General features: G+C 61.8%; 16 protein-coding genes, 1 tRNA gene and 2 rRNA genes (1 of these 19 cut by a window edge). 4 read left to right on the top strand and 15 right to left on the bottom strand.

The features are described 5' to 3' along the window. Window positions 1–59 precede the first annotated feature (59 nt). The 12 genes from ETW24_RS02570 to ETW24_RS02515 all read right to left on the bottom strand — a co-directional run bounded on the left by ETW24_RS02570 (window position 60) and on the right by ETW24_RS02515 (window position 13,819). The gene (locus ETW24_RS02570) at window positions 60–1,400 is read right to left on the bottom strand and encodes a TRAP transporter large permease (RefSeq protein WP_129369614.1); all 1,341 of its coding nucleotides are present in this window, start codon (window positions 1,398–1,400) and stop codon (window positions 60–62) included. Between the two features lie 41 nt (window positions 1,401–1,441). Next, window positions 1,442–1,939, bottom strand: coding sequence for a TRAP transporter small permease (locus ETW24_RS02565; protein WP_129369613.1), 498 nt, complete (start codon window positions 1,937–1,939; stop codon window positions 1,442–1,444). A 61-nt stretch (window positions 1,940–2,000) separates the two neighbouring features. Next, window positions 2,001–3,071: a C4-dicarboxylate TRAP transporter substrate-binding protein gene (locus ETW24_RS02560; RefSeq protein ID WP_129369612.1), complete on the bottom strand. Its 1,071-nt coding sequence runs from the start codon at window positions 3,069–3,071 to the stop codon at window positions 2,001–2,003. Between the two features lie 176 nt (window positions 3,072–3,247). Then, window positions 3,248–4,768, bottom strand: a complete 1,521-nt coding sequence (locus ETW24_RS02555) for a class I adenylate-forming enzyme family protein (protein WP_129369611.1) — start codon at window positions 4,766–4,768, stop codon at window positions 3,248–3,250. 22 nt (window positions 4,769–4,790) lie between these two features. Beyond that, window positions 4,791–5,795 (bottom strand): NAD(P)H-dependent flavin oxidoreductase, encoded by a 1,005-nt coding sequence (locus tag ETW24_RS02550; RefSeq protein WP_129369610.1) that lies wholly within the window; start codon window positions 5,793–5,795, stop codon window positions 4,791–4,793. A gap of 10 nt (window positions 5,796–5,805) precedes the next feature. Continuing rightward, entirely contained in the window at window positions 5,806–6,585 is a 780-nt protein-coding gene (locus tag ETW24_RS02545) for an oxepin-CoA hydrolase, alternative type (protein WP_129369609.1), read from the bottom strand. Then, window positions 6,582–7,007: a PaaI family thioesterase gene (locus tag ETW24_RS02540; RefSeq protein WP_129369608.1), complete on the bottom strand. Its 426-nt coding sequence runs from the start codon at window positions 7,005–7,007 to the stop codon at window positions 6,582–6,584. Before ETW24_RS02540 ends, ETW24_RS02545 begins: the two co-directional genes overlap by 4 nt. A gap of 3 nt (window positions 7,008–7,010) precedes the next feature. Then, the gene (locus tag ETW24_RS02535; RefSeq protein WP_129369607.1) at window positions 7,011–8,141 is read right to left on the bottom strand and encodes an acyl-CoA dehydrogenase family protein; all 1,131 of its coding nucleotides are present in this window, start codon (window positions 8,139–8,141) and stop codon (window positions 7,011–7,013) included. Between the two features lie 14 nt (window positions 8,142–8,155). Further along, the gene (locus ETW24_RS02530; protein ID WP_129369606.1) at window positions 8,156–9,352 is read right to left on the bottom strand and encodes an acyl-CoA dehydrogenase family protein; all 1,197 of its coding nucleotides are present in this window, start codon (window positions 9,350–9,352) and stop codon (window positions 8,156–8,158) included. A gap of 13 nt (window positions 9,353–9,365) precedes the next feature. After that, window positions 9,366–10,544, bottom strand: a complete 1,179-nt coding sequence (locus tag ETW24_RS02525; protein ID WP_129369605.1) for an acetyl-CoA C-acyltransferase — start codon at window positions 10,542–10,544, stop codon at window positions 9,366–9,368. Between the two features lie 11 nt (window positions 10,545–10,555). After that, a complete protein-coding gene (locus ETW24_RS02520) occupies window positions 10,556–12,649 on the bottom strand; it encodes a 3-hydroxyacyl-CoA dehydrogenase NAD-binding domain-containing protein (protein WP_129369604.1) in 2,094 nt (697 codons plus the stop codon). A gap of 138 nt (window positions 12,650–12,787) precedes the next feature. Then, window positions 12,788–13,819: a plasmid recombination protein gene (locus tag ETW24_RS02515; protein WP_164982672.1), complete on the bottom strand. Its 1,032-nt coding sequence runs from the start codon at window positions 13,817–13,819 to the stop codon at window positions 12,788–12,790. 707 nt (window positions 13,820–14,526) lie between these two features. Here ETW24_RS02515 and ETW24_RS02510 point away from each other — a divergent pair. The 4 genes from ETW24_RS02510 to ETW24_RS02495 all read left to right on the top strand — a co-directional run bounded on the left by ETW24_RS02510 (window position 14,527) and on the right by ETW24_RS02495 (window position 20,640). Next, on the top strand, window positions 14,527–15,018 hold the full coding sequence (locus tag ETW24_RS02510; protein WP_254695685.1) for a hypothetical protein: 492 nt from the start codon (window positions 14,527–14,529) through the stop codon (window positions 15,016–15,018). A gap of 307 nt (window positions 15,019–15,325) precedes the next feature. Further along, window positions 15,326–16,063, top strand: coding sequence for a GIY-YIG nuclease family protein (locus tag ETW24_RS02505; RefSeq protein WP_205877331.1), 738 nt, complete (start codon window positions 15,326–15,328; stop codon window positions 16,061–16,063). 89 nt (window positions 16,064–16,152) lie between these two features. Next, window positions 16,153–18,375, top strand: coding sequence for an AAA family ATPase (locus ETW24_RS02500; protein ID WP_129369602.1), 2,223 nt, complete (start codon window positions 16,153–16,155; stop codon window positions 18,373–18,375). A gap of 564 nt (window positions 18,376–18,939) precedes the next feature. Then, window positions 18,940–20,640, top strand: a complete 1,701-nt coding sequence (locus ETW24_RS02495; RefSeq protein WP_129372819.1) for a recombinase family protein — start codon at window positions 18,940–18,942, stop codon at window positions 20,638–20,640. Here ETW24_RS02495 and ETW24_RS02490 read toward each other — a convergent pair. From ETW24_RS02490 to ETW24_RS02480, 3 genes are all read right to left on the bottom strand, one after another. Next, window positions 20,597–20,673: transfer RNA gene (locus ETW24_RS02490), tRNA-Met, on the bottom strand. The two genes, ETW24_RS02495 and ETW24_RS02490, sit on opposite strands and share 44 nt — an antisense overlap. A 46-nt stretch (window positions 20,674–20,719) precedes the next feature. Next, window positions 20,720–20,834 (bottom strand): 5S ribosomal RNA (gene rrf / locus ETW24_RS02485). Window positions 20,835–21,057: 223 nt separating this feature from the next. After that, window positions 21,058–23,626 (bottom strand): 23S ribosomal RNA (locus ETW24_RS02480); it runs 275 nt beyond the window's last position.

Below are 23,626 nucleotides of genomic sequence, written 5' to 3'. Positions count from 1 at the left end.
CTGTATCTATGCGGGCGTCCGGCCCGAGCCGGGTATTCGCTGTCCGCTGGCCCCCAATACTACCGAACCGCATTTGACAGCACCAGAGAGATTGACGGGAAAGACACCAGCAGAAGCAGCACGACCACGTCAACGCTCAGAAACCGCCAGATGCCGGAAAAGACCATGCCCACCGGGGCGTCCTTACCGACAACATTAGACAGCACAAAGACATTCAGCCCCACCGGCGGGGTGATCAGGCCGATTTCAAGCAGTTTGACCACGACCACACCGAACCAGATCAGGTTCAGTCCGTAGGATTCCACCAGCGGCACCACCAGCGGCAGGGTCAGAACCATGATTCCGATCGGGTCCAGGAACATGCCCAGCATCAGGTAGACGACGCAGATCGCAAACAGCAGCGTGCCCGTAGACAGCTGCGCCTGCGCCACCCAGTCCACCAGCGCGGGCGCCATGCCCGTCAGCGCAATCGCCGCGACAAATATCTTGGCACCCGCCGCAACAAAGAAGATCGCGCCGGTCTGTACACAGGTTTCCCGGACCGCCTGCCAGATGCCTGCAAGATCAAGCTGCCGCTGCACCAGGCCAATCAGCACAGTCAGCACAACGCTCACCGCCGCCGCCGCGGTGGCGGTAAAGTACCCGCCGTAAATCCCGATCACGATCACCGCAAAGATCACGGCTGCGGGCCATGCTCTTCGGAATGCTGTCAGCTTGTCGGCAAAGCTGGCAGCTTCACCGCGGGCTGGTACCGCCGCCGGGTCCGCCCTGATCCACATCGCAATGACCAGGACAAAACCCGCCAGCGTCAGCAGCCCCGGCAGAATGCCGGCAATGAACAGTTTGTTCACCGAGGTCTCGGTGAAGATCGCATAGATGATGAACAGAATGCTCGGGGGGATCAGAGAGCCGAGTGTACCCCCGGCAGCGACGCTGGCGGTTGCCAGCCTTGGGTCATAGCCAAGGCGCAGCATTTCTGGGGTACAGATTTTGCCCATGGTCGACGCACAGGCCAGGCTGGAGCCGGTAATGGCGGAAAACCCGCCGCAGCCCATCACCGAGGCCACTGCAATGCCGCCGCGCAGGCGCAGCAGCCAGACCTTGGCCGCGTCATAAACCGCCGTGGTGATCCCGGCACGATAGGCAATGTTGCCAAGCGCGATGAACAGCGGGATCATCGACAAATCAAAGGAATGCAGCAGATCGAACGAGTTATTGAAGACCAGCGACGAGGTCGCCCGGAAGGCACGTTCCGGCATGAAGGTGCCTGTGCGGAACGCAAAGATTGTAAAGGCCGCCAGCGTCGCCACGCCGATCAGGGCAAAGGCAATCGGCACACGGATGGCCAGAAGCACAAGCATAACGGCAAAGGCCACAAGGCCGATCAGGGCAGGATCCACGGGCAGTCTCCTCGGCAGGTCTGTTGAATGTCAGATGGGTGTCAGGTCTTGTGCAGCACGATTTCGCCGCCGCGCAGCAGGGTCAGCGCATCGCCGGCAGCCATCACCGCAAGCCGCAGCCATCCCAGCGCAATCCCAAGGGTAAAGGCCAGCCGCCCCGGCCATTGCGGCAGGTTCAGATCGCCGTAGAACACACTGCCGGTCTGCCACTGATGCAAAAACTCCCGGCCGCCGGAATACAGGATCGGCGTCAGCGCCAAGAGGCCGAACAGGGTGCCGAACACCGCCAGCCATCCCGACACCCGCGGCGACAGCAGATTGGTCAGAAACTCCACCGCGATATGCGCCCGCTGCGCGGTTGCGGCGGCCAGGGGCATCACAATCGCCAGAACCATCAGCTCGCGCACGATGACAATGGTGTCCGGCACCGAGCTGTTGAACAGGTTCAACGCCACCACATCGGCAAAGATCAACAGCGCCAGCAGAATGATAGCCGCCGCCGATATATCTACAAAAACCCGTTCCAGCCTGTGCAGCATCTTGTCCTCCCTCACATTTGCCAGGCGGCGCTGCCGCCGCCCGGCCCCTGTTCCGCCTTGATCAGTTGCTGCGCGTCCAAGGGTAGCCCTTGGCTTCGAACTCAGACGTGAATTCAGCCACTGCTGCGGTGTAGGTGGCCATCAGCCGGTCCGCATCCAGACCAACGCTGCGGGCATTTTCCATCCAATCCGCAATAAAGGGTTCCGCCGCCGCATTCAGTTCAGCCTTGTCAGCCGCGCTCAGCTCGATGACCTCGATCTTGCGGGCGGTTTCGCCTGCGGTCATCGCCCTCATCGCCTTGCTGTTGGCACCGGTCACAATCTTGGCAAACTGATCCGCCAGTTCCTCGCCCGCCTGCATCAGCACCTGCTGCTGGCCAGCCTCCAGACCGTCAAAAACCTGCTTATTCATGAACATGCCGTAGCCGCCGATCTGCCCCCAATTCAGGACAGTATAGCTGTCGATCACCTCGTCCCATTTCAGCGAGGGAACGATGTAGTCATAGCCCTGGCTGCAGTCGATCAGCCCGGTATCCAAACCCTGGTAGGCTTCATAGACTGACAGGTTCACGCGGGTTGCGCCCACTTCACCAAAGACTTTGCCGTAGACGCCGGCACCGCGGACTTTCTTGCCCTTGATGTCCTCAACCGAACGGATCGGCTCTCCGGCGCAGGCCACGTTCACAGCCGAGGCGGTGAAAGTGCCGATATAAACCAGGTTCTGGCGGGCCAGATGTTCGGTGATCTGCGGTTCCGACCGCATCAAGCGGTCGGCTGCACGCATGGCGACCCAGGCATTCGGCCCGCCGATGGGAAAGTCCGCCAGCGAATAGGCCGCCATTTCCTTCTGGAAATAGGCCGCAATGATCGACCCGGCATCCGCCACCCCGTCGCCGATCCCCTGCACTGCCGCGCTTGCCTTGAACAGCGCGCCGCCCCATTGGACGTCCATCCGCAGATCGCCTTCCGACAGCTCGCCGATACGGCTGTTGTACCATTTCAGCGCGGCAGGAACCGTGCCCCGATCCGGGCCGCTGTGGCCGTAGTAAATCACGGTCTCCGCAGAGACCGCCGTCGCACCAAGACCGGCCGCAATGGTCAGTCCTCCCAGAATATTCCTGATCATTCCCATGACTGGCATCTCCTCCTCGAAAGCCATTCGCTTCATTTTACTATGTGGAATTTTGACGTTCTGTCCAGAATTTTATTTCACATAATGGAATTTACAATGACTGCCTGCGCTCGACCCGCAGCAGAACAGGACTTCCTCTTCTGCGCCTCTGCAGGACAAGAAATTGGCGCAGCAGATCAAACGCCTTCCGCCAGCTCGCTGGCAAAGGTTTCGATCAGTTTCGCTTTCAGGATTTTCCCAGTCGGCGCGGCAGGCAGGGCCGCAGCCACGATAATACGTGCCGGCCGCTTGTAGGGCGCAAGCCGGTCGTGCAAAAAGGCTTTCAGCTCTGTTTCTTTCACGCTGCTGCCAGTGGCGGCGCTGACAAAGGCCAGAACCTCCTCGTTGCCTTCAACGGTACGGCCCACGACACTTGCCACCACTACATCGGGATGCTCGGTCAGCGCTGCCTCAATCTCTACCGGATAGACATTGAAACCGGACCTGATGATCAGCTCCTTGGTGCGCCCGGCAATATGCAGCCGCCCTTCATCGTCAAAGCAGCCCAGATCGCCGGTGCGGAAGAACCCGTCCTCTGTCAATGCCGCCGAAGATTGCTCTGGGTCACGGAAGTAGCCCTTCATGACTTGCGGGCCGCCCACCAGGATCTCTCCTATACCTTCCTCCGGAGTGGCGCCCGGCGCCTCCAAGTCGAGCTTAAGGGTGCAATCGCCCATCGGCAGGCCGACACTGATGTCAGGATCGCCGAATGCGTTGCAGGTGGCGCAGACACCCGCCGTGCCCTCAGTCAGCCCATAACCGTTTTGCAGCGGCAGGCCATAAAACGCCTCTGCCTCGCGTTTCCAGGCCGGATCCAGGGGCGCACCGCCCGAGGACACAAACCGCAGCTTGCCCGCATCATAGCGCGGCTTGCCGTTTGAGCGGGCATAGTTGAACAGATGCGCATGCATCTGCGGCACTGCGGGCAACAGGGTCACATCCTCTTGCAGCGCCTGATACAGACGCTCTGCCGAGAATTGCGCCTCCATCCGCATCGCCGATTGCGCAAGGGTGACCGACAGCATGGTGACAAGCCCGAAAATATGGCTGAGCGGCAGCGCCAGATAGGTCACATCCGCCTTCTGAATGCCCCGCACTTCGGCTGAGGCCGCCGCCCCTGCGATCAGGTTGGCATGGGTCAGCATCGCCGCCTTGGGGGTGCCGGTTGTGCCCGAAGTATAAAGCAGAAGAGACACCTGTTCGCGCCCGTCCTCTGACACCGGTTCCGGCGCGGCCCCCTCGCGCGGCATCAGCGCCGCCGTGCCAAAGGCGCCCTGCACGTCCTGAGCGCCATAGTGCTCCGCATGGGCGCGGGCTGCTGCGGATGAGGCGGCTGTGAACATCACAGCGCTGGGGTCGGAGTGGGCAAAGATCCGGTCCAGTTCAGCCGTGGTCAGCCGCGCATTGATGGCAACCGCGGATGCATCCAGCAGGCTTGCGCCAAAGAAGAATGCGATCACCTCGGCGCAGTTTTCAAACACCAGAACCACCCGGTCTCCGGGCCGCACGCCTGCGGACTTCAGCTGCTCCGCCGCGGCATGTGCCGCTTGGGACATCTCCTGCCAGGTCAGGCGGCGGCCATCCTGATCCATCAGCGCCAAAGCACCGGGGCGGGCCTCAGCGGCTGCCTGCAGCAACCCGTGTACGCGGTTATGCATGTCTATTCTCCTCCCTTTCCCGTCACGCCGCCAGGCCCAGCCGCCCGAAGACCGCCAGCGCCTCAGCCTCCAGCCGGGCGGTGATTTCGGCGAAGGGCTCCACCTTGTCGACAAACCCCAGCGCATGGCCCGCCGACAGCAGCCCGCGGGAAACGTCGCCAGTGGCATAGGCTTGGCGTCCGATTTTGCCGGACACATGCTTCAGCAGTTCCTGAATGCCGATCTCCGGATTGTCGCGCTCCAGCCGGGCGACAGTTTCCGTGGTCTGATTGCGCAGGCTGCGCACAGTGTTACGCACCGAGTGCATGGTCAGCTGCGTATCCAGCTCGCTCGCATTCACCATTGCCTGCTTGTAATCCGGATGTGCGGTCAGCTCACTGGCAACCAGGAACCTGGTGCCTATCACCACGCCGGCCGCGCCCATCACAAGTGCTGCCATGATCTGCTTGCCGTGTCCGATGCCGCCGCCGATCAGCCAGGGGATGGTCAGCCGGTCCCCGGCCAGGCCTGCGTTGACCATGCTGCCAACCATATCCATGCCGGGGTGGCCGCCGCATTCAGCACCGACAATCGACACCATGTCGACCCCCACCTGCTCCGCCTTCACCGCATAGCGCAGGCTGGGCACCTTATGCAGCACGGTGATCCCGGCATCCTTGAGGATGGGCATGAACGCCTCGGGGCTGCGGCCGGATGTTTCGACAAACTGCACGCCTTCGTCCGCGATCAGACGGAACACCTCCTCGGTCTTCTCGCCCGGCACCAGCTTGGGGATCATCGAGACATTGACGCCGAAAGCCCTGCCGTCGCACATCTCGCGGCAGCGGCGGATCTCGGCGCGCAGATCGTCCATCTCCGGAAAACTGGCAGCCGTGATGAACGAGACAATCCCGGCTCGCGCCGCAGCCGATACATATTCGGCATTGGCCAACCATTGCAGGCCGCCCGCCACAACCGGCAGCCGGGTGCCATAGGTCCGGGTCACGGCTGTATCGAAAATCACCGGAAGCGCAGAAGTATGCATCATGTCGGTCTCCTTACCGGAATACTGGGGAGGTTTTGCTAAGAAAGGCGCCGATGCCCGCCTGGGCTTCGTCACCGCCAAGGGCCTGCGCCATGGCATCGCGTTCATGGGTCATCTGGTCTTCGAAACTGGCGGTTTCGGCCTGGTTGAGCAGCATCTTGATGTCCGCAATCGCCATCTCAGGGCCACGGGCCACCGCATCGGCCAAAGTTTCGGCCTGCGCCAGGGTACGCCCCTTGGGTGCCAGTTCCGTCACAGCCCCCAACTGATGCATCCGCTCCGCGCTGAGCGGTTCCGCCAGCATCGCCATCCGCGCCACGGTTGCCCGCGGTAGCGCCTGCGTCAGCGCATAGGTGGCGCCGCCATCCGGCACCAGGCCTGCCTTGACATAGGCCAGCGTGAACATCGCCCCCTCTTCCGCTACGATCATATCCGCCGCCATTGCAAGCGATAGCCCGGCCCCTGCCGCGCCGCCTTCGACAGCTGCAATCACGGGCTTGGGACAGCCCCGGACCGCACGGATCAAGGCGTTCAGCTTGCCGATCTGCACTTGCCGCTCCTCATAGGGCATCGCGCGGCGTTCCTTCAGCATGTTCAGATTGCCGCCGGAACAGAAGAACCCGCCCGCGCCCGCCAGGATTACCGCCGCAATCGCAGTATCCTCTGCCGCCCGCGCCAGACCCTCCTGCAAGCCTTGGTAATACTCATACGACAGCGCATTGCGCATGCCTGTGTTGCAGTTCCAGATAATCAGGGTCCCGCCGCGGACCTCATGCCGGTAAAGCGCGCTCATGCCGTATCCTCAGCTGCTGCCCCGCGCACCCGCTTGAAAACGCCGGTTGAGGCCGCAATCAGCCGCCCTTCCCCGTCGCGCAGATCGCAAGAGACAAATTTGGTTGTGCTGCCGCCGCCGGTGATCCGGCCGGTCGCCCGCACGCACCCCTGGTGGGCCACTGCCAGATAATTGACGTTCAACGACAGGGTGACAAAAGGGGTGATCCCTTGCGGATCGCAGGTGAGGCTGGCGGTGATCCCGCTGGCCGTATCCAGCAACGTTGCCGCCACGCCGCCATGCAGGCTGCCCTGCCGGTTCAGATGCAAAGGCGAAATCTCCAGCACGCAATGCGCCTCAACCGCCTCCGGGTCGAGTTCAATGCCGTAGCCCATCGCCTCAAACAGCGGGATCAGGGGCCTGTCGGGACGGACCAGCGGCATGTCTTACCCCGCCTTCAGCGCAATGAAGCGCTCCAGATGGTAGTCCGTGTCGCCGAACAGATGGTCGATCATCGTCAGCCGGCGGGCGAAATGGGACAGCGCATATTCATCGGTCATACCGATGCCGCCATGCATCTGGATGCATTCCTCGGCCACCAGCGCCCCGGCGCGGCCAATCAGGTTCTTGGCAGCGCTGGCATGGATTTCGCGCAGAACCCGCGGCTGATCCAGATTGCCTGCGAGGTTGATCACCGCCGAACGCGCCTGCTCCACCTCGATCAGCATGTCCGCCATCCGGTGCTGCAGCGCCTGAAACTTGCCGATCGGCATGCCGAACTGCTTGCGCTCCTTCAGGTAGCTGATGGTCAGATCCTTGGCCGCTTCCATCGCCCCCAGCGCCTCAGCGCAGATGGCTGCCAGACCACGGGCAACAGAGGCTTCCAGCGCCTCCAGCCCTTCTCCGGCCACGCCCAGTCGCGCCGCAGCCGTCAGGCGCACCCCGTCCAAGGCAACCGTTGCAGAGGAAATACCATCCATATTGCGGTGGCCGCTGACGGTCACACCGGGCGTGCTGACCGGCACCAGAATCAGCGAAATGCCTGCCGCATCCGCAACCGCGCCAGCCTCCCGCGCCGACACCACCAGCGTCTGCGCCTCAGCACCATAGAGCACATGGGTCTTGAGACCGTTCAGCACGATATCATCGCCGTCGGCAGACGCCGTGGTTTCCACATGGTTCAGGTCATAGCGCGCGCCTGCCTCGCCCTGCGCCAGTGCGACCACATGGGTACCGGCGATAATCTCATCCGCCAGCCCGCGCTGGCGTTCAGTGCCGAGGGCAGCAATCAGCCCGCCCGCTAGCACGGCCGGCAGCACCGGTTCGACCACCCCGGCGCGGCCCAGTTCCTCAAACACCACCGTCAGGTCAAAGCCCTGGCCGCCAAACCCGCCCTGATCCTCGCGGAACATGGCGCCAAGCACGCCCATCTCAGCCAGCCCGGCATAGATGCCTGCGTCATAGGCGCCCCCTGCCGCAATCAGCGCCCGCCGGTTCTCATGCGAATACTTGTCCGCCAGAAACCGCTGCAACGTATCGCGGAGCATCATCCGTTCGTCGGTCAGATTGAAATCCATGTTACCTGCTCCCGTTACAGACCCAGAATGGCCTTGGTGATGATGGTGCGCTGCACCTCGTTCGAGCCGCCGAAGATCGACAGCTTACGCATGTTGAAATACGCAGGTGCCGCCGCTGCCGCATGGTCCGGCCCTAGCGCCGCCGCATTGCTGCCGCCCTCCAGGAAATCAGGCTGGAACGGCAGCGCATCCGGCCCCATTGCCCGGCGCAAGAGCGATGTCAGCTCCTGCCGGATCACCGTGCCCTTGACCTTCAGCATCGAGCTTTCGGCGCCGGGTGCCTGCCCCTTGGCCGCAGCCGAGACAACCCGCAGGTTGGTGGTCGCCATCGCCATCAGGTCGATCTCTGCCTGCGCCATGCGGGCCGCGAAATGCGGGTTCTCCGCCAGCGGCCGCCCGCAGGATGCCACCCGCCCGGCCACATGTTTCAGCGTCGTTAGCAGCGCGTTTGAAAAACCGACCCCGGCGATGTTGGTGCGCTCATGGGTCAGCAGATACTTGGCATAGGTCCAGCCCTTGTTCTCCTCACCCACCAGGTTCTCCGCAGGCACCCGGACGTTGTCAAAGAACACCTCGTTCACTTCCGGTTCGCCATCAATCAGCACGATGGGGCGGACCGTGACTCCGGGGGTGTCCATGTCGATCAGCAGAAAGGAGATGCCTTCCTGTTTCTTGGCATCCGGATCGGTCCGCACCAGGCAGAAAATCCAGTTCGCGTGCTGGCCCAGCGTGGTCCAGGTTTTCTGACCGTTGACCACATAGTGGCCGCCGTCACGCATTGCCCGGGTCTTGACTGCCGCCAGATCGGAACCCGCGCCCGGCTCGGAATAGCCCTGGCACCACCAATCCTGGCCGTTCAGGATGCGCGGCAGAAAGCGCTGCCGCTGATCTTCCGACCCGAAGGCCAGCAGCACCGGTGCCAGCATAGACAAGCCAAAGGGCAGGCTGCGCGGGGCATGGGCCAGACAGGCTTCTTCTTCAAAGATATGGCGTTGCACCGCGTTCCATTCACTGCCGCCATAGGCCCGCGGCCAGTTCGGCGCCAGCCAGCCGCGCGTATTCAGCAGGCTGTGCCATTGCTCAACGTCCGCCTTGGCCAGCCGCTTGCCCAGCCGCACCTTCTCGCGCAGCTCATGCGGCAGGGTTTCCTTCAGCCATTGGCGGACCTCTGTCCGGAACGCCTGTTCTTCCTTGGTGTAATTCAGATCCATCGCGCGGTGCCCCTCAGAAGATTTCAAACAGGCCGGCCGCACCCATGCCGCCGCCGATGCACATGGTGACAACGCCCAGCCTGGCGCCGCGCCGCCGCCCTTCCAGCAGCAGATGCCCGGTCATCCGCGCACCGGTCATGCCAAACGGGTGGCCGATCGAGATCGAACCGCCGTTGACGTTGCAAATCTCCGGGTCGATCTCCAGCCGGTCGCGGCAGTAAAGCGCCTGCGAGGCGAAGGCCTCGTTCAGCTCCCACAGTTCAATGTCGCTGACCGTCAGCCCGTGACGCTTCAGCAGGCGCGGCACCGCATAGACCGGACCGATGCCCATTTCATCCGGCTCGCAGCCGGCCACGGCAAAACCTTTGAAGGCGCCGAGCGGCTCGGCGCCTTCACGCTCTGCCACCGCGCTGTCCATCAGCACCAGCGCCGCCGCCCCGTCGCTCAGCTGCGAGGCGTTGCCGGCAGTGACGAAATGCCCCTCGCCCTGCACCGGGGCCAGCCCGGCCAGCCCCTCCAGCGTGGTGCTCGGACGGTTGCAGTCGTCCATGGCAAAGGTCACCTCCTTGCGGGTGATCCCGCCGCTTTCCTTGTCCTTGAAGGCCTGGGTCACGGTGATGGGCACAATCTCACCATCCAGACGGCCCGCAGCCTGGGCCGCTGCCGTGCGCTGCTGGCTGGACAGCGCCAATTCGTCCTGCGCCTCACGGCTGATGCCATAGCGTTGGGCGACAATATCGGCAGTCTGGATCATCGGCAGATACAGCTCCGGCTTGTTCTCCAGAATCCAGCTTTCCTGCGCCTGCGGCGGGCGGGCGGGCGGCATCTGGCTGATGCTTTCCACCCCTGCCCCAATGGCGGCCTCTGCGCCCTCCATCACAATCGAATGCGCAGCCATCGCCACCGCCTGCAATCCGGACGAGCAAAACCGGTTCACGGTGGCTGCGGAAACAGACACCGGCAGCCCGGCGCGGATCACCGACTGGCGGGCAATGTTGGACCCGGTCCAGCCTTCGGGGTAGCCGCAGCCGACCAGCGCGTCCTCGATCAGGTCCGGCGCAATGCCGGCACGCCGCACCGCGTGGCTGATGGCATGGCCCGCCATGGTGGCGCCGTGGGTTTCATTGAAGGCGCCGCGGTAGGATTTGGCCAGACCAGTGCGCGCAGTGGAGACGATGACCGCCTGTTTCATAAAATACTCCTTCAGGTGTTGAGACTGCCAAAGCTCCGGCCTTCGGCGGCCAGCCGTTCCAGCAGCGGCGCAGGCTGCCAGAGGATCGGATCTTCCTCATGGAAGCGGCAGATGTCCTGCAGGATCCTGTCCAGCCCGATGGTATCGGCATAATGCATCGGCCCACCGCGCCAGCGCGGAAACCCGTATCCGTTCAGCAGGGTCACATCCACATCCAGCGGCCGCTGGGCGATGCCGTCCCCGACCACGCGGGCGGCCTCGTTCACCATCGCTGCCATGTAGCGGCTGATGATCTCATCCACGCTTATCGCCCGCGGCGTGATGCCCTTGGCGGTGCGCTCTGCTGCAATGATGTCTTCCACCTCAGGGTCAGGCTTCGGCCCGCCGGCGCCCTCTTCATAGATGTAAAAGCCGCGCCCGGTCTTGCGCCCGAACCGGCCCAATTCGCACAGGCGGTCGGCAAACTCGGGGTAGGTTTCCCTTGGATCGCGCTCAGCCGCCAGGCGCTTGCGGTTGGCCCAGCCGATACCCAGCCCGGCCAGATCGCCAACCGCAAACGGCCCCATCGCCAGCCCAAAGCCGGTCAGCGCTTTGTCCACGGCATAGGGGCTCGCCCCTGCGAGCACCATGCCGTAGACCGCCTTGCCGTAATGCGACAGGATCCGGTTGCCGATGAACCCGTCGCAGACGCCCGCGCGCACCGCTACTTTCTTCAACCGCTTGGCCAGCGCAAAGCCCGACGCCACCGCATCAGGGGCGGTATCTTTGCCCACCACAACTTCCAGCAGCCGCATCACATGCGCGGGCGAGAAGAAATGCAGCCCGATCACATCCTGCGGGCGGCTGGTCATTGCCGCAATCCGGTTCAGATCCAGATATGAGGTGTTCGAGGCCAGAATGGCGCCCGGCTTGCAGACCTCATCCAGCCGGGTGAACACGTCCTTCTTGACGTCCATGCTTTCAAAGACGGCTTCGATCACCAGATCTGCCTGTGCGAAATCCTCGTACCGGGTGGTGGTGCGGAACGCTTGCGCCAGAATAGCATCTCGCTGCGGCGCTGCCAGCTTGCCGCGTTTCACAGCACTCTCCAGCATCCTGCCAACGCTGTCTGCCGCCCTGTCTGCCGCAACTTCGTCGCGCTCGGCCAGGGTCACATCCAATCCGCTCAGTAAAGCGCTGACAGCAATCCCCGCCCCCATAGTGCCGCCGCCAACAACGCCCATCCGATTGATAGCGCGTGGGTCAACACCTTCGATTTCCGGCAGTTTCCCAACCTGGCGCTCAGCAAAGAAAGCGTGGATCAGGGCGGTGCTCTGGTCCGAGGCCATCAGCTCCTGAAACAATGCGCGCTCTTTCTTCAGCCCGTCCTCGAACGGCAGCGACATCGCCGCCTCCACTGCATCGAGGCAGGCGATTGGGGCAATCGCCCCGCGTGCGGCCCTGGCAACTTTGGCCCGGACGCCCTCCAGTTCCGCCGGCTCCAGTATATTGCACAGCAGGCTCCCGGCCGGGCGCGGCTCCTTGCCTGCCGCGATCAGCTCCCGGGCAAATGCGATACCTTCGGCGCGGGCATCGGTGCCGTCCGCCACCCGGTCAATCAGCCCCATGGACAACGCCGCATCGGCACTAACCGGCTTGCCGCCGGTGATCATACGGGCCGCATCTGCCGCCGGGATCAGCCGCGGCAGGCGCTGGGTGCCGCCTGCGCCCGGCAGCAGCCCCAGCGACACTTCCGGCAGGCCGAGACGGGTGCCCTTTACCGCGATCCGGTAATGCGCGCCCAGGGCCGCCTCCAGCCCGCCGCCAAGCACATTCCCGTGCATCGCCGCAATGACCGGCACCTGCGCTGCCTCGATTTCAGTGATCAGATCCGGCAGGAACGGCGCCAGCGGCGGCTTGCCGAATTCGCGGATATCCGCGCCGGCAAAGAAACTGCGCCCCGCGCAGCAGATGACAACAGCCTTGGTTTCCGCGCGGCTCAGCGCGGCCCGAAAACTCCCCTGCAGACCGACGCGCACCGCATGCGAAAGCGCGTTCACCGGCGGGTTGTCCACCCGCACAACAGCAACGCTGCCATCCATTGTCAGATTAACCTGATTTGCCATCCTGTTCCTCCGCCCGTTGTTCGCGCATCTCTTGGCTTGGGTTTCTGAGTAACAATTTCGATTTCTAATTTCAACATGTAAAATTATATTCCTTTTTGCGGAATTTGCTTCCACCGAGACGGCTGCTCATCCGTGAGGTCACACAGGACGCGGCGGAGAAGGCAAGCCCGCACGCGTCAACTGCCAACCATGTTGCATGTCGACCAGTCGGGTTCCGGACCAGACCTCAGCCACAATTTTCTTTTTCAGAGCATTCGCGGCGTCAGCCGCTTTTTCAAACTGCACAGCCTCTGCCTCCGCCGTATCGCGGCGGCGGATCATCTTTGCAGTTTCCCGCGCGGTCCGCTGTTTGCGGGCCCGCGCTTCTTTTATGGCGCGCTTGCGCGATTTCTTGACCGTGGCCTTGGCCAGGTCCCGGCCGTTTTCAACGGCCGCCTTTGCCTCATCCTGGGCGTCGTCCAGGATGCGTTTCTTCTCCGCCTGCGCCTTTTGGCGCTCCTCGGCACGCCATTTTGATGGCGGCACATGCTGCCGCTTCTCGGGCAGAGGTTTTCCCTCTGCCCGCGCCTGGCGCCGGGCTTTGGCACGGCGCTCCCCCCTGGCAAGCCCGATTGTCTCAAAAGCTTCTCCGGCAAGATCCTGGGCATGCTCAGAGCTTTTGATGAGCGGGTTGTCAGATGCCTGCAGCAGGATCTGATGCCCGCGGTTGGCGGATGGTTTCTCGGTCCAAACGGCCACGACAAAGTGGATATGGTAAGCCTCTTCATCGACGTGGGCACTGGCATAGCGCAGCTGACCATTTGGAAAGTTTTCACGGAGGAACGACATGGCCGTTTTGCGGAAAGCAAAGACACGTTCCGGATCCCATTCCAACAGACCTGCCCCGCCAAACCAGTCTTTATTGACAGTGATGATCCCTTCACGAAGCGGGCCCCTGCTGCAGGACCGCCAGGGGTCTGCAGGCCCTTCCGCCTCCAGCTTCCTGGCGTCCTTCATGCGTGACTTGGCCTTCAGAGCGCGCAAATGCTCCTCGTGATTGTGACGGCGCATCTCAGCAATTTCGCCGCGTATCTGCTGCTGCCAGCCCGGCTCGCCGGCCAGCACCTGGTTCAGCCGGGACAGCTCCTGGTCGACATGATCCAGGTCGCCACCACCGCGCTCGTCATGCATCTTGAATTTGCCGAGGCCCTGCGGGCAAGCCTGCAAAGCGCAGCACAACCGGTGCTTCATCAAGAATTACGGGCTGGGCTTGGGTGAACTTGGGCTGTACGGTCATCTTGCTGCTCGGATCTGCTTCTCTGATCCGAGTCTCCGCGAAGACGACGAAAATCCCGATAGACTTATTTTGTTTTTGTGAGGCTTGTACTCACTAGGTAAGTTGCAATCCCGGGCTGGGCCCCGGAATTGCAACTTACCAGTTCGCGAGGGGGATACCCCCTTCGATCCCCTCCTCGGTCGCAGTCCGGGCTCCGCCCAAACATGCTTCCTGCGGCCAGAAGCCTGCTGGACCCGCCCTGCCGGGGGCCTGGGATGACTTATTGTTTCTCGATAATCTTAAATGGCAGAAGGGTGTTTCGCTTCCGTAGCCTGTTGCCGATCAGCTTGTTTTCTCCAGCCAGTCAACCAATGCGCGCCTAATCATTTCCGGACGGGTTGGGAGATCAGGCTCAAGACGACGTCGGTCATCGATTGCATTTATGAGTTCTCGCGACAATCTGAGCGTTAGCGCTTCTGTGTCTTTCTTGGGAGGGGCCATTCCGATATTACCATTTTGATGCTGACATCATGATGGCATCATCGCACATTGTTCAGGCGAGGCAAGAGCTGGAACCTCTTACCTCGCCCTAACCACACTGATCTCGGCTAAGGAGACCAATATGACTACCATCCCCGTTATCACGCGCCTCGGCGCGGCAAAAGCTCTGTGGCCCGCATCAGCCGCAGATGACAGCCCCACCTTCGTCACCCAAACTTTCGACACGCTGACTAAGGCAGTGGACGAAGCCCCAAATTTGGAGCGTGATCTGTCGCACGCGCTGTCCTGGGATCCCGCGTCCACCGATATCCAAGAGGCCGCAGAAGCCAAATGGCAGGATTGCCTTAAACTCAGCGGCGACATCCTGACCGCACAGATGGTCAGTGCCGAAGATTTGCCAATGCAGCGCATGAGCATGCTGCTGCACTTCCTCATCGAGTCCACGGGGCCGGAAGAGGCTCTCAGATTTCAGCAGCTGTTCCATGAGAACCTGGAGCTGTTCACCGTCGAAGATGGTGATTGCCAGGCCCTGCTGCAGACCGGCACGCGACAGATGAACGCTCTCATCGAACTCTCTGTGGCGGCTGAAGCGCAGAACTTTCTGCCCAACTAGGCCCACCATCCCAGCATTCTTCTGACCCGGCCCGCGGCGGACACGCCGCTGCGCCCGGCTCAGCCATGCCATTTCTGAAGTTTCAGCAAGCGCCAGTTCCGGCGCCTGCCCTGTCCATTTTTGCCTATGCGGAGGCTGCCATGCCCACTCAACCTGCGAACATTTCCCGCAAACGGTCCATCCCCACTGGCGCGCCGCCGCCAGCGCAAAAGGTTTCAAAATCGTCCAGCGCATCAAGGACCGCTATCACCTGCTCCTGTCCTGCCACACCTGCCGACGGACACACGCCAGCAAGATCTTTGTTCTCATGAACAACCAGCCGCAGTGCCCGCACTGCATTCAAGACCGGTGGCAGGCCGATGCCGAGGCCGCAGGTCTAAAGTGGGCAGGCCGCGATCCGCAAAGCCGCCATCATGGCATCTACATCGCGAACTGCGGCCACCGGCTGCGACGGCAGTTCGAACTGATCAAAAGAGCTGCCGCCGGGACCTGCGACGTACGCTGCGAACTCTGCCAACAGCAGAAGGAGCAAGAAGAAGCCTCCGCGCAGGGTTGGGAGCTGATCGAACCGGATCCGAACAGGAACCAGAACTACCGCCTGTACCAGCACCAGGCCTGCGGCCATGTTCAGCGGATTGCCCGTGCCAACATGCAGACTGGCCGGTTTCAATGCAGCAACTGCGGCGAGGGCTGGAGCAGTGCGCCAAGTTTTCTCTACGTCATGAAGCTTAAACTCGCCAAAGGTGCCAAGCTGATCAAACTCGGCTACAGCCGCGATCCCGTCTCCCGCCTTTACCACCAACTTCTGAAGACCAAGGAGACGGAGGCGCAGGTCCTGCGGACAGTTCCCATCAGCTCCGGCCACACAGCTGTGCAAATTGAGAAAGGCCTGCATGCGCGGCTGAAGGCAGAGCACCCCGACAGCGTCGCGCCGCCAGACCTCTACGCAGATGAATTGAGGGTCAAAAGTGAGGTCTATTTTCCGGATGTGTGCCAGGTGATCTTCGCGATGCTCGACGCCATCAAGGCGGAAGAAGACAGCTAAGCGCCTCCCTCCCCTTCAATTTCCGACCTGTTTTCCGCCCGGCCCCGCTGGGCGAGCGATCCCTTTTGCCTGTTCACAGGAGGCTTGCCATGAACCACTCCCCCGCGCGCCCCGATTGGTGGCAGTTCGCCGAAGACTGCGCCCGCCGCTATCATCTCTACTGTGAAGAGCTACAGCAAACGCGGCGCAAGACACTCAAAGAAGACGCACCAGACGGCAGTGCTGGCGCCGAGGAGCCGCTTGTGCCCCCAGCACCGGAACAGCCCCATTCTTTGCTGCACCATCTGAGCGAGCAGCCGGACGCGCGGCATCTGCCTCCGGATCTTTGGGAAGCGCTGGAGCAGGAAGGCGCCGACCCATACGCATGTGATGACGTGGGCCGCTGGCTGCCGGCCACAGACCTGCCCCCAGACAGGCTGCTTCTGCTGTTGCGGATCGCCGCGGCCTTCGGCTCCCCGGCTGCGGTGGACGCGCAGCTAATCCGCGGCACCGTGCTGATCCTGCGCAACGTTCCTCGCTGCGGGTATTCAAGTATGGAAAATCTCCTCAACCACGCCCTGCTGCCGCCGGGCTGGCAGGCCTATGACGCCCGGCGCCAGGTGCAGCTGCCTCAGCGCGTGACCCTCGCTGTCCCCAGTGCCCGCGATGGTGCGATTGAACAGCAACACTTCGATGAACTGCAGGATCTCATCATCAAAGGCCTGGCGCACAGCCAGCCTTTGTGGATCTGCCTGCCGGATGAGATGGCACTGCCAGCGCCGCTGGTGGCGGAGCACTGTCATCAGCTGACACTGCCGCAAGCGGACGCGGATTTTCTGATCGCCCTGCTGCGTCAGACCCACAGCCGGACGGGCCGCATTGATGAAGCCGCCGCCCGCGCGGCGCTGCCCCCGAACGGCCAGTTGCATGAGCTCTCCACCCCCGCACTGTCTTTCGCCCTGCGTGCGCCCACAGCGAAGAAGATGGCGCAGCGCTTGTCCCAGGCGCTTGCTGCCGCTGCCGCTTCGCCACCCGAAGCCTACACGCCGAGGGAAGAGATCACCGGCATCGGCCCAGCCTATGACACCGCCCGGCAACTGGTTGCGGACCTGCGGCTCTGGGCCGAAGGCGAAGTGGCCTGGAATGAGATCCCGCACTCCTTGCTGCTTTTTGGCGCGCCGGGCACCGGCAAGAGCCACCTCGCCCGCGCGATGGGCCGGAGCGCCGCTGTCAATTGCGTCGAGACCAGCTGCGCCGAGTGGCAAAGCGCCGGTCATTTGGGCAACCTGCTGCACGCCATGCGCAAAAGCTTCGATGAAGCCCGGAAGAATGCGCCCTGTATCCTTTTCATCGATGAGATCGACGCGATCGGTTCCCGCGACAGTGCCGGCGACAACAGTGCCAGCTACAGGCGCCAAGTGGTTGCTGGTTTTTTGGAGCAGATGGACCGCATCAGCCGGGAGGCAGGGATTATGGTGGTTGGTGCCTGCAACCATCCACAGCACCTCGACCCCGCGGTGCTGAGAGCCGGGCGGTTTGACATCAAGATCCAGATGCCGCTGCCAAGCATGGCGATGCTGCAGCACCTCCTTGCAGAACGGCTGCAGGACGCATTCCCCGAGGATGCGATGTTGGAGCTGGCGCGGGACTGCATTGGCAAAACCGCTGCCGACGTGGACGCGGCGGTGCGCTCAGCCCGCAGTGAGGCCCGGCACAGCGGCTGCCCGCTCGACCTGCAGCTTCTGCGCCGCCATTTGCAAGTCATGGCACAGGAGGAGAACCACGACCTCTTGTACCGCATCGCCATTCATGAAGTCGGTCACGCCATCACCTCGTGGAGCTACGGCGAGACGATCACGCGGATCAGCCTGTCTCCATCTGGCGGCACAATCGAGCGGGATGTTCCCCCGAACGCGGGTCTGCCGGCAGACTTTGAATGCCAGCTGTCTATCCACCTCGCAGGGCGGGCGGCGGAGCGGCTCATCTTCGGGGTTGTTTCTGCCGGGGCCGGCGGGGGCGCAACGTCCGATTTGGCACAGGCTGCGCGGATGGTCCTGGCGATGGATTTTGAACTGGGGCTTGGGGCCATCGGCAACGCCTGGCTCGGGCCGCCAGACTTTGCCCGCCTGTCGGAAGGCGAGCGCAAACGCCTGCAGGACCGGCTCGACCATGCCGAAGACGTTGCCCGTGCTTTGTTGTACCCCTACAAGCACTTGCTCAAAGAAATGGCCTCGGTTCTAGTTCGAAAAAGGGAGTTTGACGGCGAGGCCATCAAGTGCTGGCTGCGCGAGGTGCCGCGCAAAAATGGTCCAGAGCCGGTCCTGGACCAGTAGATTCGCCCGCCAATCAAGCGGCCCAGCCACCGGATTTGCACAATGTTTTGTGCAAACTCCCGCGGCGCAGACTCCGGTTGGTCCAAAATCCGGATAATTCCCTTCCGGAAAGGTTTTGCCCGCGCGGCAAACGCCGCCGGTCCGGCCGCAACGGCGCGTACCTCAGCTCTCCGCCCCCCCCCCGCAAACCACCCCAAACGGCAGGTTGTCCACATAAACCCGGCCTTGGGCAGCATCTTCCCCTCTTTCACGGGGCCCGCCGCGCTCCCGCGCCCGCTATGATGAAGCCTACAGAGGCCGGAGCAGTTCCCGGCCGGAGCAGCAGCATCAAAAGAGCGCCCCGGGCATTGGCCCGGGAGCGGCGGGAGACCTCGGCCTATGGCACGGGACCAGAAGAGCTATGTCAATTGCCAGGAGACAGCCTGTCTTTCCGGCACATCTCAGACAAACGGCCGGGCCAACTGGCCGGACCCGCTTCTGCACATCATACGGCTCCTCGCCCGCCAGGCTGCTCAGGAAGACATCGCGGCACAGAGGAGCCAACCGCCTTCGAAGGAATAAACCATGAATGCAACACCCGGTCTCCGCGCTGCCATCTACGCCCGGTACTCCACAGACAAACAGAAAGACACATCGGTCGAGGACCAGATCCGGCTGTGCCGCCGCCTGTGTGAACAGAAGGGGTGGCAGGTAACGGAAGTTTTCACCGATCACGCGCTCAGCGGCAAGAATGCCCTGCGTCCGGGATACCAGCGCCTGATCCAGGCCGCAGAACACGGCGGGATCGACGTCATTGCCGCCGAAAGCCAGAACCGCCTCTCGCGGGATATGGCGGATTCCGCAAACCTGCTGAAGCGCATGAACTTCTTCGGTGTCAAGATCCACACGGCTTCGGAGAATGAACTGGATGACATGAAGGTCGGCGTTGGCGGGCTGGTGTCCACCATGTTCCTCAGGGACCTGGCCCAGAAGACACGGCGCGGGCTGGAAGGACGCATTGCCAGGGGCAAATCTGCTGGCGGGATTGCCTACGGCTACCGGGTGAAGCGTGAGATCCTGCCCGACGGCACGGTCAGCACCGGCGACCGGGAGATCGAACCGGAGGAGGCCGCCGTCATCACCCGGATCTTCCGGGATTACGCAGACGGGCTTTCCGCGCGCTCAATCGCAGCCGCGCTGAACGCCGAGGCAGTGCCTGCTCCCCAGAGCGGCAAGGGCACCGGAGTCTGGAATCCCTCAACGGTCTCCGGGAACATCAAACGCGGCTCCGGCATTCTGAACAATGAGCTCTATATCGGGCGCCTGGTCTGGAACCGGCTGACCTACGACACCAACCCCGACAGCGGGAAACGGCTGTCCCGCCTCAATCCGCCGGAAGACTGGATCACGGAGGATGTCCCCGGCCTGCGTATTCTGGATGATCAGCTCTGGCAGGCGGTGAAGACGCGCCAGGGGGAGGTGCGGCAAGCGATGAACCCGGCGGGTGTTCTGACGGAACGGCCGAAGCTGGAACGCGCGCGCCGCCCCACCTATCTGCTGTCAGGCCTCTTGCGCTGTGCCTGCTGCGGCGCCAGCTACACGCTGATCAACAAGACGCGCTATGGCTGCGCAGGTGCCCGCAACAAGGGCGCTGCGGTCTGCACTAACCGCGCCACCATCGGCCGGGCAGAAGTGGAAGAGCGGGTTCTCTCCGGGCTGAAGCAGCGCCTCCTGGCACCGGACCTGCTGGCGCAGTTCGCGGAGGAATACCGCAAGGCCTTCAACGACGCCGCCGCGGGGGCCTGCCAGGACCGGCAGAAGGCCGAACACTCCCTCCAAAAGGTGGAGAGCCGGATCGCCAACATCCTGACAGCTATCGAGGACGGCATGTACACCGCCTCGATGAAGGACAAGATGTCGGAACTGGAGAGAGAGAAGGCCCGCCTTGAGGCGGTCATCGCGGACAACCCGGAGCCCCCTGCCCTGCGGCTTCACCCGAGCCTGTCGGCGCGGTACCGGGAGCTGATCGAAGATCTGGCTGGGTCCCTGAATGCGCCGGAGGTACGGCGGGAGGCGACGGCGTCGCTGCGGGCTTTGATTTCGGAGGTGCGGATGGTTCCGGACGCAGATGCGCCGGGCGGCCATCAGCTTGAACTTGTTGGGGAATTGGCGGGGCTGATGGCTTTGGGGAGCCCTGAATCGAAGAAGCCCCCGCTGTGTGCAGGGGCTTGGTCGGAAACGATGGTTGCGGGAGCAGGATTTGAACCTGCGACCTTCAGGTTATGAGCCTGACGAGCTACCTGGCTGCTCCATCCCGCGTCAGGTTTTTTTGAGACCGTATTGAGAGATTATTGGATTTTACTAGGTTTGGCGGTGACCTACTCTCCCAGGGCTTGAGCCCAAGTACCATCGGCGCGACAGTGCTTAACTTCCGGGTTCGGGAAGGGACCGGGTGTTTCACTTGTGCTGTAGCCACCAAACCAAGAAAAATCCAATTCCGACGGCCTTGCGAAGCAAGGCTGGCGAGCGGCAGGCAGCGTATTTGCTTCAGCAAATGCGCGAGATGCCGCCCGGTTGCTGTGTCACCGCCGGGTGGCGGCAGGCACGTGCAACTTGCGTCGGTTACAATCAACGTTGTCCAGGTCTTGTATTATGGGATGTGTTTGCTTGTTTGGTTTTGAGTAACACTGTCTGTTACTGGATCAAATCAAGCCTATCGGGCGATTAGTACCGGTCAACTGAATGCATTGCTGCACTTACATCTCCGGCCTATCGGCGTGGTGGTCTTCCACGGCCCTCAGGGATACCTTGTTTTGAGGGGGGCTTCCCGCTTAGATGCCTTCAGCGGTTATCCTGTCCGAACATAGCTACCCTGCACTGCTGCTGGCGCAACAACAGGTCCACCAGTGGTTCGTTCACCCCGGTCCTCTCGTACTAGGGGCAACTCCTCTCAAGTATCCTACACCCACGGCAGATAGGGACCGAACTGTCTCACGACGTTCTAAACCCAGCTCACGTACCTCTTTAAACGGCGAACAGCCGTACCCTTGGGACCTGCTCCAGCCCCAGGATGAGATGAGCCGACATCGAGGTGCCAAACACTGCCGTCGATATGGACTCTTGGGCAGTATCAGCCTGTTATCCCCGGCGTACCTTTTATCCGTTGAGCGATGGCCCTTCCACTCGGGACCACCGGATCACTATGGCCGACTTTCGTCTCTGCTCGACTTGTCAGTCTCGCAGTCAGGCTGGCTTCTGCCATTGCACTCAACGAGCGATTTCCGACCGCTCTGAGCCAACCTTCGCGCGCCTCCGTTACTCTTTAGGAGGCGACCGCCCCAGTCAAACTACCCGCCACGCAGGGTCCCGGATCCGGATAACGGACCGCGGTTAGATATCAAGAGTGCGAAGGGTGGTATCTCAAGGGAGGCTCCACCGCGACTTGCGTCACGGTTTCGATGCCTACCACCTATCCTGCACATCACAATCCTGATACCAGTGCGAAGCTGTAGTAAAGGTGCACGGGGTCTTTCCGTCTAACCGCGGGAAGCCTGCATCTTGACAGGCAATTCAATTTCGCTGAGTCGATGTTGGAGACAGCGGGGAAGTCGTTACGCCATTCGTGCAGGTCGGAACTTACCCGACAAGGAATTTCGCTACCTTAGGACCGTTATAGTTACGGCCGCCGTTTACCTGGGCTTCAATTCGGAGCTCTCACCCCTCCTTTTAACCTTCAGGCACCGGGCAGGCGTCAGACCCTATACGTCGTCTTGCGACTTCGCAGAGCCCTGTGTTTTTAATAAACAGTCGCCACCCCCTGGTTTGTGCCCCCGGATTCCACTTGCGTAGGACCCGGGCCTCCTTCTCGCGAACTTACGGAGGTATTTTGCCGAGTTCCTTCAACATCGTTCTCTCAAGCGCCTTGGTATTCTCTACCTGTCCACCTGTGTCGGTTTAGGGTACGGTCTGATGGAGGGCTATTTCCAGGGACTGATCAGCAGCCCATTCAATCCGATAAGGATGAACTACCTTCACAATCCGTCACATCCTCCTGGCCCACGAATATTAACGTGGTTCCCATCGCCTACGCCTTTCGGCCTCGGCTTAGGGGCCGGCTTACCCTGCTCAGATTAGCTTTAAGCAGGAACCCTTGGACTTTCGGCGAGAGTGTCTCTCACACTCTTTGTCGCTACTCATGTCATCATTCTCACTAGTGATCTCTCCACGGGATCGCTCACGCGCCCGCTTCATCGAAAGCTCCTTGCGTCCAATTCTTCCCGCAGGAAGATAAGGACGCATGGAACTATGTCACACTACGCTCTGCTACCATGCACTATGTGCATCCTCGGCTTCGGCTCATGGCTTGAGCCCCGTTACATCTTCGCCGCAAGACATCTTGATTAGACCAGTGAGCTGTTACGCTATCTTTAAAGGATGGCTGCTTCTAAGCCAACCTCCTGGTTGTTTTGGACGTCTCACCTGCTTTCCCACTTAGCCATGAATTGGGGGCCTTAGCCGGAGGTCAGGGTTGTTTCCCTCTCCACGACGGACGTTAGCATCCGCCGTGTGTCTGCCATCTAGTACTCCCGGGTATTCGGAGTTTGGTTAGGATCAGTAAGCCTGTGGGGCCCCATTACCCATCCAGTGCTCTACCCCCCGGGGTATTCGGATGACGCTCTACCTAAATAGATTTCGCAGAGAACCAGCTATCTCCGAGTTTGATTGGCCTTTCACCCCTAGGCACAGCTCATCCCGATCCTTTTCAACGGATGTGGGTTCGGTCCTCCAGTGCGTGTTACCGCACCTTCAACCTGGCCATGCCTAGATCACTCGGTTTCGGGTCTGATCCCACAAACTCATTCGCCCTATTAAGACTCGCTTTCGCTGCGCCTACACCTAACGGTTTAAGCTTGCTTGTGAGACCAAGTCGATGACCCATTATACAAAAGGTACGCTGTCAGCCCTCAAGGGGCCTCCAACTGATTGTAGGCGTTCGGTTTCAGGTACTGTTTCACTCCCCTCGCCGGGGTGCTTTTCACCTTTCCCTCACGGTACTGGTTCGCTATCGGTCAGTAAGGAGTACTTAGCCTTCGGAGGTGGTCCTCCGATCTTCAGACAGAATTTCACGTGTTCCGCCCTACTTAATACGTCCCTCAGAGCTTAGAATACGGGGCTGTCACCCGCTATGGCCATGCTTCCCAACATGTTCTTCTCACTCATCAGGCTCGGCTGGTCCGCGTTCGCTCGCCGCTACTAACGGAGTCTCTATTGA

The sequence above is a fragment of the Leisingera sp. NJS204 genome (genome assembly GCF_004123675.1).
GTDB lineage: Bacteria > Pseudomonadota > Alphaproteobacteria > Rhodobacterales > Rhodobacteraceae > Leisingera.
The sequence above is the reverse complement of the archived record's forward strand: the minus strand, read 5'-3'. Positions and strand labels throughout refer to the sequence as shown.